This window comes from Rhodococcus sp. JCM 9793 (assembly GCF_055380405.1).
Genome location: NZ_AP043721.1, coordinates 480,024 through 494,896 on the forward strand (window position 1 = coordinate 480,024; position 14,873 = coordinate 494,896).

Annotated in this window: 15 protein-coding genes; 10 read left to right on the forward strand and 5 right to left on the reverse strand. The window is 66.0% G+C overall.

Annotation, left to right across the window (positions count from 1 at the left end; all coding sequences use genetic code 11):
• Window positions 1-40 precede the first annotated feature (40 nt).
• From ACZ46K_RS04390 to pknB, 6 genes are read left to right on the forward strand one after another with little or no spacing between them, the layout of a single operon-like run.
• A complete protein-coding gene (locus ACZ46K_RS04390; protein ID WP_054713680.1) occupies window positions 41-502 on the forward strand; it encodes an FHA domain-containing protein FhaB/FipA in 462 nt (153 codons plus the stop codon).
• On the forward strand, window positions 499-2,001 hold the full coding sequence (locus tag ACZ46K_RS04395) for a PP2C family protein-serine/threonine phosphatase (protein WP_464746865.1): 1,503 nt from the start codon (window positions 499-501) through the stop codon (window positions 1,999-2,001). The genes ACZ46K_RS04390 and ACZ46K_RS04395 overlap by 4 nt, the downstream gene beginning before the upstream one ends.
• A complete protein-coding gene (locus ACZ46K_RS04400; RefSeq protein ID WP_054807619.1) occupies window positions 2,001-3,449 on the forward strand; it encodes an FtsW/RodA/SpoVE family cell cycle protein in 1,449 nt (482 codons plus the stop codon). The genes ACZ46K_RS04395 and ACZ46K_RS04400 overlap by 1 nt, the downstream gene beginning before the upstream one ends.
• Window positions 3,446-4,930, forward strand: coding sequence for a peptidoglycan D,D-transpeptidase FtsI family protein (locus ACZ46K_RS04405; protein WP_464746867.1), 1,485 nt, complete (start codon window positions 3,446-3,448; stop codon window positions 4,928-4,930). The genes ACZ46K_RS04400 and ACZ46K_RS04405 overlap by 4 nt, the downstream gene beginning before the upstream one ends.
• 1 nt (window position 4,931) lies before the next feature.
• Entirely contained in the window at window positions 4,932-6,512 is a 1,581-nt protein-coding gene (locus ACZ46K_RS04410) for a serine/threonine-protein kinase (RefSeq protein WP_464746869.1), read from the forward strand.
• Window positions 6,509-8,428 carry a Stk1 family PASTA domain-containing Ser/Thr kinase gene (gene pknB / locus ACZ46K_RS04415; protein ID WP_054810453.1) on the forward strand — a complete coding sequence of 640 codons (1,920 nt, stop codon included), beginning with the start codon at window positions 6,509-6,511 and terminating at the stop codon, window positions 8,426-8,428. Before ACZ46K_RS04410 ends, pknB begins: the two co-directional genes overlap by 4 nt.
• A 33-nt stretch (window positions 8,429-8,461) precedes the next feature.
• Here the strand turns inward: pknB and ACZ46K_RS04420 are convergent, their stop codons facing one another.
• The gene (locus tag ACZ46K_RS04420; protein WP_464746870.1) at window positions 8,462-9,289 is read right to left on the reverse strand and encodes an AraC family transcriptional regulator; all 828 of its coding nucleotides are present in this window, start codon (window positions 9,287-9,289) and stop codon (window positions 8,462-8,464) included.
• Between the two features lie 133 nt (window positions 9,290-9,422).
• On the opposite strand from ACZ46K_RS04420, the gene ACZ46K_RS04425 reads away from it, so the two are divergent.
• The gene (locus ACZ46K_RS04425; protein WP_464746872.1) at window positions 9,423-10,430 is read left to right on the forward strand and encodes an ABC transporter substrate-binding protein; all 1,008 of its coding nucleotides are present in this window, start codon (window positions 9,423-9,425) and stop codon (window positions 10,428-10,430) included.
• A gap of 28 nt (window positions 10,431-10,458) precedes the next feature.
• Here the strand turns inward: ACZ46K_RS04425 and ACZ46K_RS04430 are convergent, their stop codons facing one another.
• Together ACZ46K_RS04430 and ACZ46K_RS04435 are read right to left on the reverse strand one after the other, a co-directional pair.
• Window positions 10,459-11,121, reverse strand: a complete 663-nt coding sequence (locus ACZ46K_RS04430) for an aminodeoxychorismate/anthranilate synthase component II (protein WP_464746874.1) — start codon at window positions 11,119-11,121, stop codon at window positions 10,459-10,461.
• A gap of 22 nt (window positions 11,122-11,143) precedes the next feature.
• Window positions 11,144-11,869, reverse strand: a complete 726-nt coding sequence (locus ACZ46K_RS04435; protein WP_054810456.1) for a DUF881 domain-containing protein — start codon at window positions 11,867-11,869, stop codon at window positions 11,144-11,146.
• 104 nt (window positions 11,870-11,973) lie between these two features.
• Here ACZ46K_RS04435 and crgA point away from each other — a divergent pair, with 104 nt between their 5' ends.
• On the forward strand, window positions 11,974-12,240 hold the full coding sequence (gene crgA, locus ACZ46K_RS04440; protein ID WP_054807072.1) for a cell division protein CrgA: 267 nt from the start codon (window positions 11,974-11,976) through the stop codon (window positions 12,238-12,240).
• An 85-nt stretch (window positions 12,241-12,325) separates the two neighbouring features.
• On the forward strand, window positions 12,326-12,796 hold the full coding sequence (locus ACZ46K_RS04445; RefSeq protein WP_054807071.1) for a PH domain-containing protein: 471 nt from the start codon (window positions 12,326-12,328) through the stop codon (window positions 12,794-12,796).
• Here ACZ46K_RS04445 and ACZ46K_RS04450 read toward each other — a convergent pair.
• Together ACZ46K_RS04450 and ACZ46K_RS04455 are read right to left on the reverse strand one after the other, a co-directional pair.
• Window positions 12,781-13,707 carry a rhomboid family intramembrane serine protease gene (locus ACZ46K_RS04450; protein ID WP_464746876.1) on the reverse strand — a complete coding sequence of 309 codons (927 nt, stop codon included), beginning with the start codon at window positions 13,705-13,707 and terminating at the stop codon, window positions 12,781-12,783. The genes ACZ46K_RS04445 and ACZ46K_RS04450 overlap by 16 nt on opposite strands.
• Before the next feature lie 45 nt (window positions 13,708-13,752).
• On the reverse strand, window positions 13,753-14,280 hold the full coding sequence (locus tag ACZ46K_RS04455) for a peptidylprolyl isomerase (RefSeq protein ID WP_054810799.1): 528 nt from the start codon (window positions 14,278-14,280) through the stop codon (window positions 13,753-13,755).
• A gap of 106 nt (window positions 14,281-14,386) precedes the next feature.
• On the opposite strand from ACZ46K_RS04455, the gene ACZ46K_RS04460 reads away from it, so the two are divergent.
• Entirely contained in the window at window positions 14,387-14,854 is a 468-nt protein-coding gene (locus ACZ46K_RS04460) for a hypothetical protein (protein WP_054810801.1), read from the forward strand.
• The last annotated feature ends 19 nt before the right edge of the window (window positions 14,855-14,873 follow it).

A 14,873-nucleotide genomic window follows, 5' to 3' on the forward strand; every position in this document is an offset into this window, starting at 1 on the left:
CGACCGCGCACCGGTCGCACATGCCGAAGGAGGACATGCCGTGCAGGGGCTGATTCTGCAGCTGAGCCGGGCAGGTTTCCTTCTGCTGCTGTGGCTGTTCGTGTGGGCGGTGCTGCGTGCATTGCGTTCGGATATCTATGCCGGATCTGCGCGACCGCTACCTCGTTACTCCCCCAAACAGTCGGTATTGCCATCACTCGGCCGCAACAAGACCGCCAAGTATCTGGTTGTGACGCAGGGCGCACTCGCAGGCACCCGGATCACGCTCAGCACGCAACCGGTGATGATCGGTCGGGCCGACGATTCGACACTCGTACTCACCGATGACTACGCGTCCACTCGTCATGCGCGGCTCTCTCCGCGCGGCTCCGACTGGTACGTCGAAGACCTCGGCTCGACGAATGGAACGTACTTGGACCGAGCGAAAGTCACCACCGCTGTCCGCGTACCCCTGGGCACTCCTGTGCGCGTGGGTAAGACTGTGATCGAGCTCCGCCCGTGACACTTGTACTGCGCTACGCCGCCCGAAGTGACCGCGGCCTCGTTCGCTCCAACAACGAAGACTCCGTCTACGCCGGCGCGCGCCTGCTTGCGCTGGCCGACGGAATGGGTGGCCACGCCGCCGGTGAAGTTGCCTCGCAACTGATGATCGCCGCGCTCGCGCATCTGGACGACGACGAGCCGGGTGGAGACCTCCTCGGCAAGCTCGACGACGCAGTGCGAGAAGGCAACGCAGCGATCGCCGATCAGGTCGAGGAAGAACCCGAACTCGACGGCATGGGCACCACACTCACCGCCATCCTCTTCGCCGGAAGCAAACTGGGCCTGGCCCATATCGGCGACTCCCGCGCCTACCTGCTGCGCGACGACCAACTCACCCAGATCACCCGCGACGACACGTTCGTGCAGTCGCTCGTCGACGAGGGCCGCATCACCGCGGAACAGGCGCACACGCATCCGCAGCGTTCGCTGATCATGCGGGCGCTCACCGGCGCCGAGGTGGAGCCGACGCTGACGGTGCGCGAGGCACGCGCCGGGGACCGCTACCTGATCTGTTCCGACGGTCTGTCCGACGTCGTGAGCGACGAGACGATCGCCAACACCCTGGGCGAGGGCAGCCACGACGAGTGCGCCGACCGGCTCATCGAGCTTGCGTTGCGCAGCGGCGGTCCCGACAACATCACCGTGGTCGTCGCCGACGTCATCGACCTCGACTACGGGCAGAGCAACCCCATCGTCGCTGGAGCAGCGTCGGGTGAGGACGAGGACGACGCTCCCCGACCGAACACTGCGGCCGGTCGCGCCGCCGCAATGCGGCCGCCGCGCGCAACGCCCAAGCGCGTCATCAACAAAGCTCCCGAGGAGCCGAAGAAGCGTCGTAGCCGCTGGTGGGCTCCGCTCATCGCGCTCGTGGTGCTCGGCCTGATCGCCGTCGGCGGCTTCTTCGGTCGGCAGATGATCCAGAACAACTACTACGTCAGCGCCGACGATGCCCGTGTCACCGTGCTACGCGGACTTCCGGGCAACGTGTTCGGGTACTCGCTGCAGGACCCGGCGCGCATCGCGTGTGTGACCGACGAAGGTGACCTGACCCTCGTCGACCCGGGCAACGCCCAGTGCCGGGTGATGATGGTCGACGACCTTCAGCCCGCCGCGCGCGAACAGGTTCGCGCCGGGCTTCCGTCCGGGTCGCTCGACGACGCGAGCGTGCAGATGGCGCGTCTCGCCGAACAGGACCTGCTCCCGGTGTGCAAGGTCGAGGAGCCCGAGCCGGCCCCGACGCCCGCACCTGCGCCCGGTGAGCCCACACCAGGTGCACCCGTGCCCGGTGAGACACCGGCTCCGCCGAGCGAGCCCGCACCTGTCGAACCAGCGCCGGGCGAGGCAGCGCCAGCGCCGGGCGAGCAGACTCCCGAAAACGGTGGAACCGAAACGATGGCGGCACCGGAACCGGCGCCCGTACCCCAGGTCCCCGGCCAGAACTGCAGGGTGGGCGCCTGATGTCGGTGACCCATGGTGCGGGGGCTTTTCCGAGCCCCCCCGGTGGTTTCGCTCCGGCCCCTGCTCAATCCACGAAGCGCAACACCGAGCTGGGACTGTTGCTCGTCGCGATCGGCATCACGACTGTATCGATGATGCTCGTCGAGGCATCGCTCGAGCAGGCGCTCACGTTCGACCTCGCGAAGTACGGGCTCACCTACGCCGGGTTGTTCCTCGTCGCGCACCTGGCGGTGAGGCGGTACGCCAAATACGCCGATCCGCTACTGCTGCCGATCGTCGCGTTGCTCAACGGTCTCGGTCTCGTGCTGATCCATCGGCTCGACCTCGCCGACCAGGAGAACGCGCGCTACATGGGTCTGTCGATGCCGTCACCCGACGCCAACCAGCAGATCCTGTGGACCGCGTTCGGTATCGCGCTGTTCATCGCTGTGCTCGTATTCCTGCACGACTACCGACTGCTCGCCCGCTTCAGCTACACCCTCGGTCTGATCGGGTTGATCGCCCTCGCGATCCCCGCATTGCTGCCATCGCAGTTCTCCGAGGTCAACGGCGCCAAAATCTGGATCCGGCTCCCCGGATTCAGCATCCAGCCGGGTGAATTCGCGAAGATCCTGCTCATCATCTTCTTCGCGTCCGTCCTCGTGGCGAAACGTGATCTGTTCACCACGGCCGGTAAACATTTCCTCGGCATGGATTTCCCTCGTGCACGCGACCTCGGTCCGATCCTCGCCGCGTGGATCATCTCCATCGGCGTCATGGTGTTCGAGAAGGATCTCGGCACGTCGCTGCTGCTGTTCACCACGGTCCTCGTGATGCTCTACATCGCGACGGAACGGGTGGGTTGGCTGATCATCGGGTTCTCGTTGCTCGCCGTCGGCTTCGTGTTCGCGTATCAGATGTTCGGTCACGTCCGCGTCCGCGTCCAGACGTGGGCCGACCCGCTCGCCGACTACAGCAACACGGGCTATCAGATTTCGCAGTCGCTGTTCGGCCTTGCCACCGGTGGTGTCGCGGGCACGGGTCTCGGTAGCGGACGACCGGCACAGGTGCCGTTCGCGAAGACCGACTTCATCATCGCCGCGATCGGTGAGGAGCTCGGCCTGATCGGGCTCGCCGCGATCCTGCTGCTGTTCCTCATCCTCGTCATCCGCGGTTTGCGCACCGCCCTCGCAGTGCGCGACAGCTTCGGCAAGCTGCTCGCCGCCGGTCTGTCGTTCACGCTCGCCGTCCAGTTGTTCGTCGTCGTCGGTGGTGTCACGAAACTGATTCCTCTCACGGGCCTGACCACACCGTTCGTCTCGTACGGCGGATCGTCGTTGCTCGCGAACTACCTACTGCTCGCTCTGCTCATGAAGATCTCGCATGCCGCGCGCGAACCCGTCCAGCCACGGAAGAAGCCGGTGACTCCCATCGCGGAAGCGCAGACGGAAATGATGGGGCGCGAATGAACACACCGCTCCGTAAGGTCGCGATGGCCGTGATGTTCATGGTCGTCGCGCTGCTCGCCAACGCCACCTATGTCCAGGTCATCAAGGCAGACGACCTGCGTACCGACCCGCGCAACTCGCGTGTGCTCCTCGACGAGTACTCGCGTCAGCGCGGCCAGATCTCTGCGGCCGGACAGGCACTGGCCGTCTCGATCCCCACCGACAGCCGCTACAAGTACTTACGTCAGTACCCGTCGACGCCCGCACAGCCGATGAGTCCGCTCGCATACGCACCGGTCACCGGGTTCTACTCGATGCAATACGGCAGCACCGGCCTCGAACGCAGCGAGGACGAACTGCTCAACGGATCCGACAACCTGCTCTTCGGACGCCGGTTGTTCGATCTCGTGTCGGGGCGCAACCCGCGCGGCGGCAATGTGGTCTCGACGATCGATCCGGCCATGCAGCAGGTCGCGTACGACGAGCTGACGTCCAAGGGATACACCGGGTCGGTCGTGGCCATCGAGCCGTCGACGGGCCGGATTCTCGCGATGGTGAGTACGCCCAGCTACGACCCGAACCGGTTGTCCGGCCACGACGGCGCAGCGACGTCGGAGGCATGGGACGAGCTGAACGCCGACCCCGACAAGCCGATGCTCAACCGTGCGATCTCCCAGACCTACCCGCCGGGGTCGACATTCAAGGTGGTCACGACCGCCGCGGCTCTCGACGCCGGCGTCACCCCCGACGACCAGTTCACCGCGGCCCCGAACATCACGCTGCCCGACACGGCGACGACTCTGGAGAACTACGGCGGCGCTGCGTGTGGCAGTGCACCCACGGTGACTCTGCGCGAGGCATTCGCACGCTCGTGCAACACCGCGTTCGTCGATATGGGCATCAACACCGGTCGTGAGGCTCTCATCGATCAGGCGGAGGCGCTGGGTGTCGGGGAGACCATGGACATCCCGCTGCCGGTCGCGGAGAGCACCGTCGGGTCCATCCCGGACGGCGCCGCGCTCGGGCAGTCCACCATCGGTCAGCGCGACGTTGCGTTGACTCCACTGGAGAACGCGGTGATCGCAGCGACCGTCGCCAACGGCGGTGTGCGCATGAAGCCGTATCTCGTCGAACGTCTCGAGGGGCCCGATCTTGCGCTCCTCGAGGAAACCAAGCCCGAATCCCTCGGGCAGGCCATCGACCCCTCGGTCGCGGCAACACTGACCGATCTGATGATCGGTTCCGAAGAATGGTCGGGTGGGCAGGGTGCGATTCCCGGTGTTCAGATCGCGTCGAAGACCGGCACCGCCGAGCACGGCAGCGACCCGCGTAACACCCCGCCCCACACGCTGTATATCGGGTTCGCACCCGCGCAACAGCCCACAGTGGCGGTGGCTGTGATCGTGGAGAACGGCGGCGACCGCTCCCTCGCCGCGACCGGCGGCTCAGTGGCTGCACCCATCGGACGGGCCGTGATTGCGGCCGGAATACAGGGAGGCTGACATGGCTTTGTACAGCGGCGCCATGGTCGCCGACCGCTATCGCCTCACTCGACTCATCGCAACCGGCGGCATGGGTCAGGTCTGGGAAGGTCTGGACACGCGACTCGACCGTCGGGTCGCGGTGAAGGTCCTCAAGGCAGAACTGTCCCATGACCAGGACTTCCTGACTCGGTTCCGGTTCGAGGCACGCACCACCGCGCAGCTCAACCATCCGGGTATCGCCGGAGTGTTCGACTACGGCGAGACCACCGACGAAGAAGGGCAGTCCGTCGCCTATCTGGTGATGGAACTCGTGCACGGCGAGCCGCTCAACGCAGTTCTCTCCCGTGTGGGCAGGCTGTCACTGACGCAGGCGCTCGACATGCTCGAGCAGACCGGTCGCGCATTGCAGGCCGCGCACAATGCGGGTGTCGTGCACCGCGACGTCAAGCCCGGAAACATCCTGATCACCCCGACCGGCCAGGTGAAGATCACCGACTTCGGTATCGCGAAGGCCGTGGATGCGTCCCCTGTGACGCGCACCGGCATGGTCATGGGCACGGCGCAGTACATCGCGCCGGAGCAGGCGCTCGGCCAGGAGGCGACTTCGGCGAGTGACGTGTATTCGCTCGGTGCCGTCGGCTACGAGGTCCTGTCGGGTCGGCGCCCTTTCCTCGGGGAGAGTGTCGTCACGGTCGCGATGAAGCATGTGCAGGAAACTCCTGCACCCATGCCCGCCGACCTCCCGCACGAGGTTCACGACCTCATCGACATCGCGATGACGAAGGACCCGAAGTACCGGTACTCGAGTGGCGGCGAGTTCGCCGATGCCGTGGCGGCCGTGCGGTCGGGCCGGCCCGCGCCTCCTCCGGGCAATGTGCCGCCGGTGACGAGCGCGAACCGGGTGCTGCCTCCGGGTGTACCGGGAGCGACCACCACGGTGCCCATGCAGTCCGGGAAACCGCAGACGCAGCAGTACGCGCCCACTGCGTACACGCAGGCGCCGTACACCGGGGCGTCTCAGCCACCGACGTCCGGTCCGCCTCCGTACGGTGCCGCCGCGGCTGCCTCGCCGGGTGGGGACGACAACCGGAAGATGCCCAGCCCCACAGCACTCGCCTGGGCCGCGGGCATCGCGATCGTGCTTGCTGTGGTCACCCTGTTCATCGTCTTGACCAGTAACGACAAGGACGAACCCGAGACAGGGCAGTCGCCGACCACGCAGATCACCACGACGACGCAAAGGCCCACCACGACGACGCGCGCACCACAGACCACGACGTCGGAGTGGACTGCTCCGCTCCCGGTTCCGACGGAACCGCCGACGTTCGAGCCGACGACCACGGTCGAGGTTCCGACGACAGTCCAGCCGACGACCACGGTCGAGGTTCCGACTCCGACCACTCAAACTCCGACCACGACCACCGCGACACCGACAACCACCGCCACCGCCACCACGACGCAACCCGTCGAAGGAGGAGAGGAGTCGCCAGGCGACGCCTCGGGTGGCGGGGAAGGCGACGGAGGTACGGGAGGCGACGAAGAGCCCGCAGCCAGCAACGGTACGAACAACGCACCGCCGGACACACAAGGAACGTCATGACCACACCGCGCAAGCTCTCCTCACGCTACGAGCTGGGTGAGATCCTCGGCTTCGGTGGCATGTCCGAGGTGCATTTGGCACGGGATCTGCGGCTCGGCCGTGACGTGGCAATCAAGGTTCTGCGCGCCGACCTCGCGCGAGACCCTACGTTCTACCTGCGGTTCCGTCGCGAAGCCCAGAACGCGGCTGCGTTGAACCATCCGGCGATCGTCGCCGTGTACGACACCGGTGAAGCCGAAACGGAAGCCGGCCCGATCCCGTACATCGTCATGGAGTTCGTCGAGGGCGACACCTTGCGCGACATCGTGCGCGGCGAGGGACCGATGCCGCCGAAGCGGGCGATGGAGGTGATCGCCGACGTGTGCGCGGCGCTCGACTTCAGTCACCGCAACGGGATCGTGCACCGCGACGTCAAACCCGCCAATGTCATGATCAACAAGGCCGGCGCGGTCAAGGTCATGGACTTCGGCATCGCCCGCGCAATCTCCGACGCGTCGAGCCCGATGACGCAGACGGCCGCCGTGATCGGCACCGCTCAGTACCTGTCACCCGAGCAGGCGCGGGGTGAACAGGTCGATGCGCGCTCCGACGTGTACTCCGTGGGCTGCGTGCTGTTCGAGATCATGACCGGAGAGCCCCCGTTCAAAGGTGATTCGCCGGTCGCGGTCGCCTACCAGCATGTTCGTGAGGATCCGCCGCTGCCGTCGTCGGTGAACCGGCAGGTCCCACCCGAGCTGGATTCGGTGATCCTCAAGGCGATGGCGAAGAACCCCGCCAATCGCTACCAGTCCGCGGCAGAGATGCGCAGCGACCTCATCCGAGTCCTCAGCGGTCAGCGTCCCAGTGCCCCGATGGTCATGACCGACGAAGACCGCACCACCCTGATCGACTCGGTCGACCAGAACACCGGCCGGCACTACCGTCCCGCCGCCGCAGCCGGCGCTGCAGGTGGTGTCGCCGCCGGCGACGATTCCGGAGGTGGTGGCGGTTCGGCGCTACGCAAGATCCTGCTCGGTGTTGCGGCCGTGATCGTCGTGGGCATCGTCGGTGTGTTCCTGTGGTCGTTGGGCCCGGGTTCCACCGCGGCGCAGGTCGCCATTCCGGACGTCCGCAATCTCGCGGCGAGTGAGGCCGAAGGTCAGCTCCAGGACAGTGGCTTCCGGGTGTCGTTGCAGGAGAAACCCGACTCGGTGGTGGCCGAAGGCAACGTGGTCAACACACGACCGGTTCCGGGTAGCCAGGCCGACGAAGGCTCGACGGTCACCATCGAGGTGTCGAGTGGTCCCGAACAAGTGCAGATCCCGCGGCTCGACGGACTCTCGCAGGAGAAGGCCGCCCAGCAACTCGACGCGGTCGGCCTGCGTCTCGATCCGAATGTGATGCGAGCACCGTCCGACGAGGACGAGATCGACACCGTCGTCGAGCAGAACCCATCGGCCGGCGCGAACATCGATCGTGCGTCCACGGTGACCATCACGCTCGGTTCGGGGCCCGAACAGGTCCGTGTTCCGAACGTTGTAGGCCAGGCCGAAGAGGTTGCCCGCGGAAACATCGAGGGGGCAGGCTTCGAGGTCGTCGTCGAGCAGATCGAGTCGAGCGAGCAGGCCGGCACCGTGGTGTCGACCAGCCCGTCCGGTGGCGCCACGACCGATCATGGCGGAACCGTCACGATCCAGGTGTCCAACGGCGACCGGATCGAGATGCCCGTGCTGACCAATCGCTCGGTGTCGCAGGCTCTGTCGGCGCTCCGTGCGGCCGGCTGGACCGGCTCGGCTGCTCAGCTCGTGCAGACCCGTGAGGCCACACTCGATGCCGGTCTCGTGGGCACGGTCATCACCCAGCAGCAGCCGCCCGGTTCGGAGATCTCCAAGACCGACACCGTGAGCATCGGCGTCGGGGTACTCGGTATCCGCTGACACAGCGCTCCCGAAGTCACCTGCCGCGGCGGCCTACTCCATCGGAGGGGCCGCCGCGGCGCGTGAGCGGCGTGCGTAGGCGCCAGGGTTGATTCCGATCTGGGCGCGAAATGCTGCGATGAATGCCGAGGTCGTGAGGTATCCGACCTCTCGAGCGGCCTGCTCGACGGAGACACCTGAGGCGAGGAGAGTAAGCGACGCGCTGAGGCGCGCACGTGTGCGCCACGCGCTGAATGTCAGCGAGGTCTCCGACCGGAAAGCGCGGGCGAGGGTCTTGGTGCTGATGCTCAGTTCGTCGGCCCAGAATCGGAGTTCACGACGATCCGCGGGGTCACTGAGAATCGCCGCCGCGACCGTTGCTGCGCGCTCGTCACGCGGCAACGGAACCGTCCCGCTGCTGATGGCCGACTCGTCGAGAACGTCGACGAGAACGTCGACGCATCTTCCTCGCTGCACATCGCTCAGGGTGCGCAGCTCGAGTCGCCCGATGAGTGCCGCGAGGAGATCGTCCATTTCGAAGGTGTGGGAGAACGCCCAGCGGGACTCCCGCAGACCTACCTCCGGCATGAGGTACACGCTGTGGAACTCGGCCGGGGCGGCCATCGCCATCGTGTGGACCGTGTCGGCCGGCATCCAGATGGCGTTGCCGGGAGCGACCATCCACGAACCCATCGCCGACGAGATCATCGCGCTTCCCTGCGTGATCCACATGATCTGGTTCTCTTCGTGCACGTGCTCCGGAAACGACACCGAGAATGCCAATCGGTGCCGGAACGCGGAAACTTGATCCCATGTCCGGCGACACGTATGTGTGCAGTTATCAGGGCTGTGCACGGCATCGTGATCGTCCTCAACGGACATTTGTCGTCTCCTGCTCAGGATTTCATGTCGTTTCCGAAGGATAGCGTTACTTATTAGCCAAGGCTAAGTTGAGCTTCCACCGTTGATCACATGAGAGAGAGTCACCACTGCCATGTCTCCGAAATTTTCCGGCGTGTCCGGTCGATCATTGGCTGTCGCCGCCGCCCTTCTCGCGTCGACGGTGGCGCTGACCTCCTGCTCCGGAGGTTCGGAGACGGAGGGTGACAGTACCGATTCCACCTGGGAGACGGTCACGACGACCGGAGCGTTCGGCGATGCCGTCGTCACCGAGCAGCCCGAGCGGGTCCTCGCGCTGTCGACCACCGACGCCGACATGTTGTTCTCTGTCGGTGTGGCATCGATCGCGGTCCCGTCGATGCCACAGACCGACGCCGCCACGAACGGCACGAGCATGTACCCGTGGCAGGTGCCGCTCTACCCCGCGGGCACCCCGAAGATCGATGCGTCGACGACCGAGGTGAACGTCGAGGCCATCGCCGAGGCCGCGCCGGACCTGATCGTCGCCACCGCCTTCTGGGGATTGACGGACGCGACCTACGCGCACCTCGCCGCGATCGCACCGGTGGTGCACTACGACACCGAGGCCAACGCGGACGGGTGGCAGGAATCCACCCGCAAGATTGCGGAAGCGGTCGGTCGCGTCGGCGAAGCCGATGAAGCCATTTCGGATGCGGACGAGAAGGTCGAGCGGGTTTCGGTCGACCACCCCGAACTGGTGGGCAAGACCTTCAACGCGGTCATCTCCCCGTCCCCCGACGAGATCTACATCCTGTGCTCCGAAGAGGACAACATGGGGCGCGTGATGGCCGACTTCGGGTTGAAGCTCAGCGACTACGCGCAGTCGGTCGAGTGCGACGGCGGCAAGGCCGCTATCTCCTGGGAGAATGTCCCCCAGCTGGACGCAGATCTCCTGTGGGTCATCCCGGACAACCCGGAGCAGCTCGGCGTTCTGACGGACAACCCGCTGTGGAACGCTCTTCCCGCGGTTCAGCGTGGCGCCTACTTCGTCGTTCCCAAAACCGAGGGTGTTCCGTTCGCAATCGCGTTTCCGTCACCGTTGAGCCTGTCGTGGGCCGTCGACCAACTCGCACCCCAGGTCGCCGAGGCGTCCGCACAGTAGGACAGATCTCCCTGTAGTGGCCCGGGCGTCAGGCTGCGCCGCCGTCGAGCGCCCGGGCCATTTCGCCCTCGAGCTGCGCGACGAGTGATTCCTGCGGCGCCTGACCGCACACTGCGAGCCAATTCGCCAGCATGCGATGACCCCCCTGGGTGAGCACCGATTCGGGATGGAACTGAACACCGTGAATGGGCAGTTCCGCGTGCCGCAGCGCCATGATCACACCACTACCGGTCTGCCCAGTGACGACGAGTTCGTCGGGCATCGTTTCCGGGAGCACGGTCAACGAGTGGTAGCGGGTTGCGGTGAACGGGTCGGGGAGACCGGCGAGGACACCGGTGCCGTCGTGGTGTACGAGGCTGGTCTTGCCGTGCAGGAGTTCCGGGGCGCGATCGACGGTTCCGCCGAATGCGACACCGATCGACTGGTGGCCGAGGCACACACCGAGCAGCGGGGTGCGTGAGGCGGCGCAGGCCTTGACGAGGTCGATGCTCGCACCCGCACGTTCGGGGGTGCCGGGGCCGGGGCTGAGCAGGATACCGTCGAACTCGTCGACGACCTTCTCGAGTGCGCCGGGCGCAGTCAGCCTCTCGTCGTCGTTGCGCCACACTTCTGCCCGTGTCCCGAGCTGACCGAGGTACTGCACGAGGTTGAACACGAAGCTGTCGTAGTTGTCGACGACGAGAATGCGCATGGTGAGAAGAGTACTCACCGAGTTATCGCGCCGCGGCTCCACCGGTGTAGGCGGGGACAGTGAGCTCGGACCCCACCTGCTGTGTGAAGCCCAGACCATAGCGCGTGGAGTACTGCTTGAAGATGCGCACTCCGGGTTCGGCGTCGAGTGATGCCGCGATCTTCGCGGAATCCCCCAGTGCCGTGATGACATACGGCGGCGAATAGGTGCGGCCGTGCAGGAGAAGGGTGTTGCCGATGCAGCGGGGCGCCGAGGTCGCGACGATCCGCTGATCCTGCATCGAGATGGCTTCGGCGCCGCCCGCCCACATCGCGTTGAGCACGCTCTGCACATCCTGCTGGTGCACGACGAGGTCGTCGGGCGAGGCGTCGGCCGGATACCGGCCGTCGACGTTACGCGGTGCATCGGTCAATGTGACGGTGACGCCGGTGCCCTGCTGTTCGGTCAGTCCCGCCGGATCCTCTAGCTCGGCGAGCTGATCGAGCACGGCGGCGACCTCGTCGTCGTTGGTGGCCGCACCGCTCTGGAGCCGCGCGACCTGCGTGGCCAGCGCGTCGCGAGAGGCCGCGAGATCGTCCGATTCGGACTGCGCTACGCGCACGAGATCGGACAGGCGCGGAGAGTCACTCGCGCGCAGTTCGGTGCCGTCGGAAACCCCGCGAGTGGTGCCGAGGAGAAGCCCCGCAACCAGGCACACGACGACCGTCGCCGATCCCCAGGCCAGAGTGCGCAGCCGACCGTTCGACACGTCGAACCTCCGTTTCGGCTACTGCGTTAGCGTGTACAGCACAGGTAGATGCCCAACCTACTCTGCCGGCCTGCAGGAGGCGGAGTCGTACCAGCGAGGACACCATGCCCAAGTCGAAGGTCAGGAAAAAGAAGGACGATGCGGTCGAACGGTCGGTCAGCCGGACACCGGTGAAGGTGAAGGCCATGCCGTCGAGCGCAATCTACGTCGCGGTGATGCTCGGACTGATGATCATCGGGTTGCTGTGGCTGATCGTGTACTACCTCGCCGCAGAGCACATTTCCTTCATGGACAGCCTCGGTGCGTACAACTTCCTCATCGGATTCGGCTTCATGGTGGCAGGTCTGATCATGACGATGAAGTGGCGTTGACGACCGCGGATCGCCCCGGATTACACACGTGTGATTCATCCCCACCTGTGGAGAACCCTGTGCACAACTGTGTGGAAGTAGCGGTATGACCGAGCGATCTCCACTCGAATGGTCCACGCCGCCCGTCGCTGTCGCGGCGCTTGCAGTCGGCGGAGTCGTCCTTGCGGTGGCCGCGATGTTCGCGGTCCCCGACGCGGTGGGCAAGGTTCTGATCGGATTTGCTGCGCTACTCGTACTTTCGATGGCGCTCACGGCGGCCCGTCAGCGTCCTCGTCTCGAGGTACTCGGCGACTCCGACGGACCGGCATCGGGAATCGCGACCACCCGTCTGACCGGTCGCCGCGAATTTCCGCGCGCTCAGTTGCACCGGGTGCGCATCGTCCGATACCCACGACTCGGGCGGCGGGTCCCGATGCTCGAAATCGACACGCTCGACCCCGAAACCGGCGACGAACGACTGATGATCTTCGGACGCTGGGATCTGGGCACCGATCCGCGCGACGTGTACGACGCACTTGCGGTGCACGGCCTGGCGCCCGATCACACCCCCAACTGAGAGCGCAGACGCAGCACGGCGAGCATCACCAGCACGAGCGACACCACCGCCACTGCTGCGAGCGCGATCCATCCCGTGCTGACGATCTTCTTCCGGTCGGTACCGGCGCCGAGATACTGCGGCGCGTAGAGGAGGGCCGCCGTCGATGCGGCGCCCGCGACCAGGCCGCCGAGGTGTCCCCACAGCGAGATGCCGGGGATCGTGATGCTGATGAAGATGTTGAGCACGACCACGGCGAGGACCGGCGCGGGGCTACGGCGCAACCGCAGCAAGATGATGGCCTGGGCGCCGAGCAGACCGAACACAGCGCCCGACGCTCCGACGGTGACCGCATCAGGCTGCAGGAACATCACTGCGGCGGAACCACCGATGATCGACACCGCGTACACCGCGAGATAGCGGGCACGACCGAGCACCAACTCGGTGTCACGGCCGATGATCCACAACGCGAACATGTTGACCGCGAGGTGTATCAGGCCGTAGTGCAGGAAACCGCTGCCGACGACACGGATGTAGTCGCCGTTGGCGGCGATCATGGGTGGCCACAGCGCCCAATCGAAGAACAGGCGTGACGCCTGCTCGTTGTTCATCACACTGCCGGACTGCGCGGCGGTGATCCCGAAGATCACGACGTTGAGCGCGATGAGGATGTAGGTGACCAGCGGAGTCGGCCGGTCGGTGCGCACCGGCGCACCGGCGACCGTACGGGCCTGCGGCACGGAGCGCTGTGCAGTGGCGACACACTCGACGCACTGATGCCCCACCGACGCGGGGCGGAGACACTCGGAGCAGAACGGTCGACCGCACCGTGTGCACGCGAGCAGCGTGGAGCGGTCGGGGTGACGGACGCACCGCGGCTGGGACGCGGGGCCGCCCCCCTCGGCCGCCTCGCCCCAGCCGGGGTTCGTCATATGTATCTCTCTCAGACTGTATTTCTGATCAGAGTGTGCGTCTGATCAGGCGATGGTGATGCTGTTGATCACGATGTCCTCGGTCGGACGGTCGCCGCGATCGGTCGCGGCGCCGCCGATGGCGTCGACGACCTTCTTCGACTCCGCATCGACGACCTCACCGAAGATGGTGTGGCGACGGTTCAGGTGCGGGGTCGGGCCGAGGGTGATGAAGAACTGCGAGCCGTTGGTGCCCGGCCCCGCGTTCGCCATTGCGAGGAGGTACGAGCGGTCGAACTGCAGCTCCGGGTGGAACTCGTCACCGAACTGGTAGCCCGGGCCGCCGCGACCGGTGCCGGTCGGGTCGCCACCCTGGATCATGAAGCCGTCGATGATGCGGTGGAAGATCGCGCCGTCGTAGAACGGGCCGGTGGCCTCGCCCTTCGCGTTCTGGGTCTTGTACTCCTTCGAGCCATCGGCCAGGCCGACGAAGTTCTCGACGGTCTTCGGCGCGTGGTTGCCGAACAGGGCGATGACGATGTCTCCCCGGTTGGTGTGGAGAGTGGCTGTTGCTGTCTGGTTGGGTGAAGTCACACCCCCATGTTGCCATCCTTGTGTGGTTCGGCGCGGCACTCCTCCGACTGTGATGCGCCTCGCGCAGATCTGCCGCAAGGAGGAACCGTTGTGGCAATGTGGAGCCATGCCGAGTGTGAGCGAGTTCCGTTCCGAATACGACCTCCCCGAGTCTCTCCGCGAACTCGTACGTCCGATCGACGACACCACCGATCTCGGAGGTGCACTGCGTGTCGCCGGCGACGGTGCTGTGGCGTTGGCTCAGGGTTCGGCAGCAGCCGGCCTCGTCGTCGCCCGCAAGGGTGTCGAGGTATCCAAGGAGCTCGCTGCGCGCGCACGTCGTGCACGGGAAGAAGCATCGCCGCTGATCAAGGCGGCCACCGAGAAGGCCCTGGTCGACAAGGGCGCCGTCGAGAAGACCACCTCGACGCCACGGGGTCGACGGAAAGCGCTGTTCATCACCGGTGTCCTCGGCGCCGTCGTCCTCGGAGGTGTCGCCTTCTACCGCAGTCGTCGCCCGTCTTTCCCGCCCGTGGCGCCGGAGCCGCCGCGGTTGCAGCCGGTCGTCACCGACAACGAGCCCACCGGCAACTGATCCACGAGGGTCGCACCGG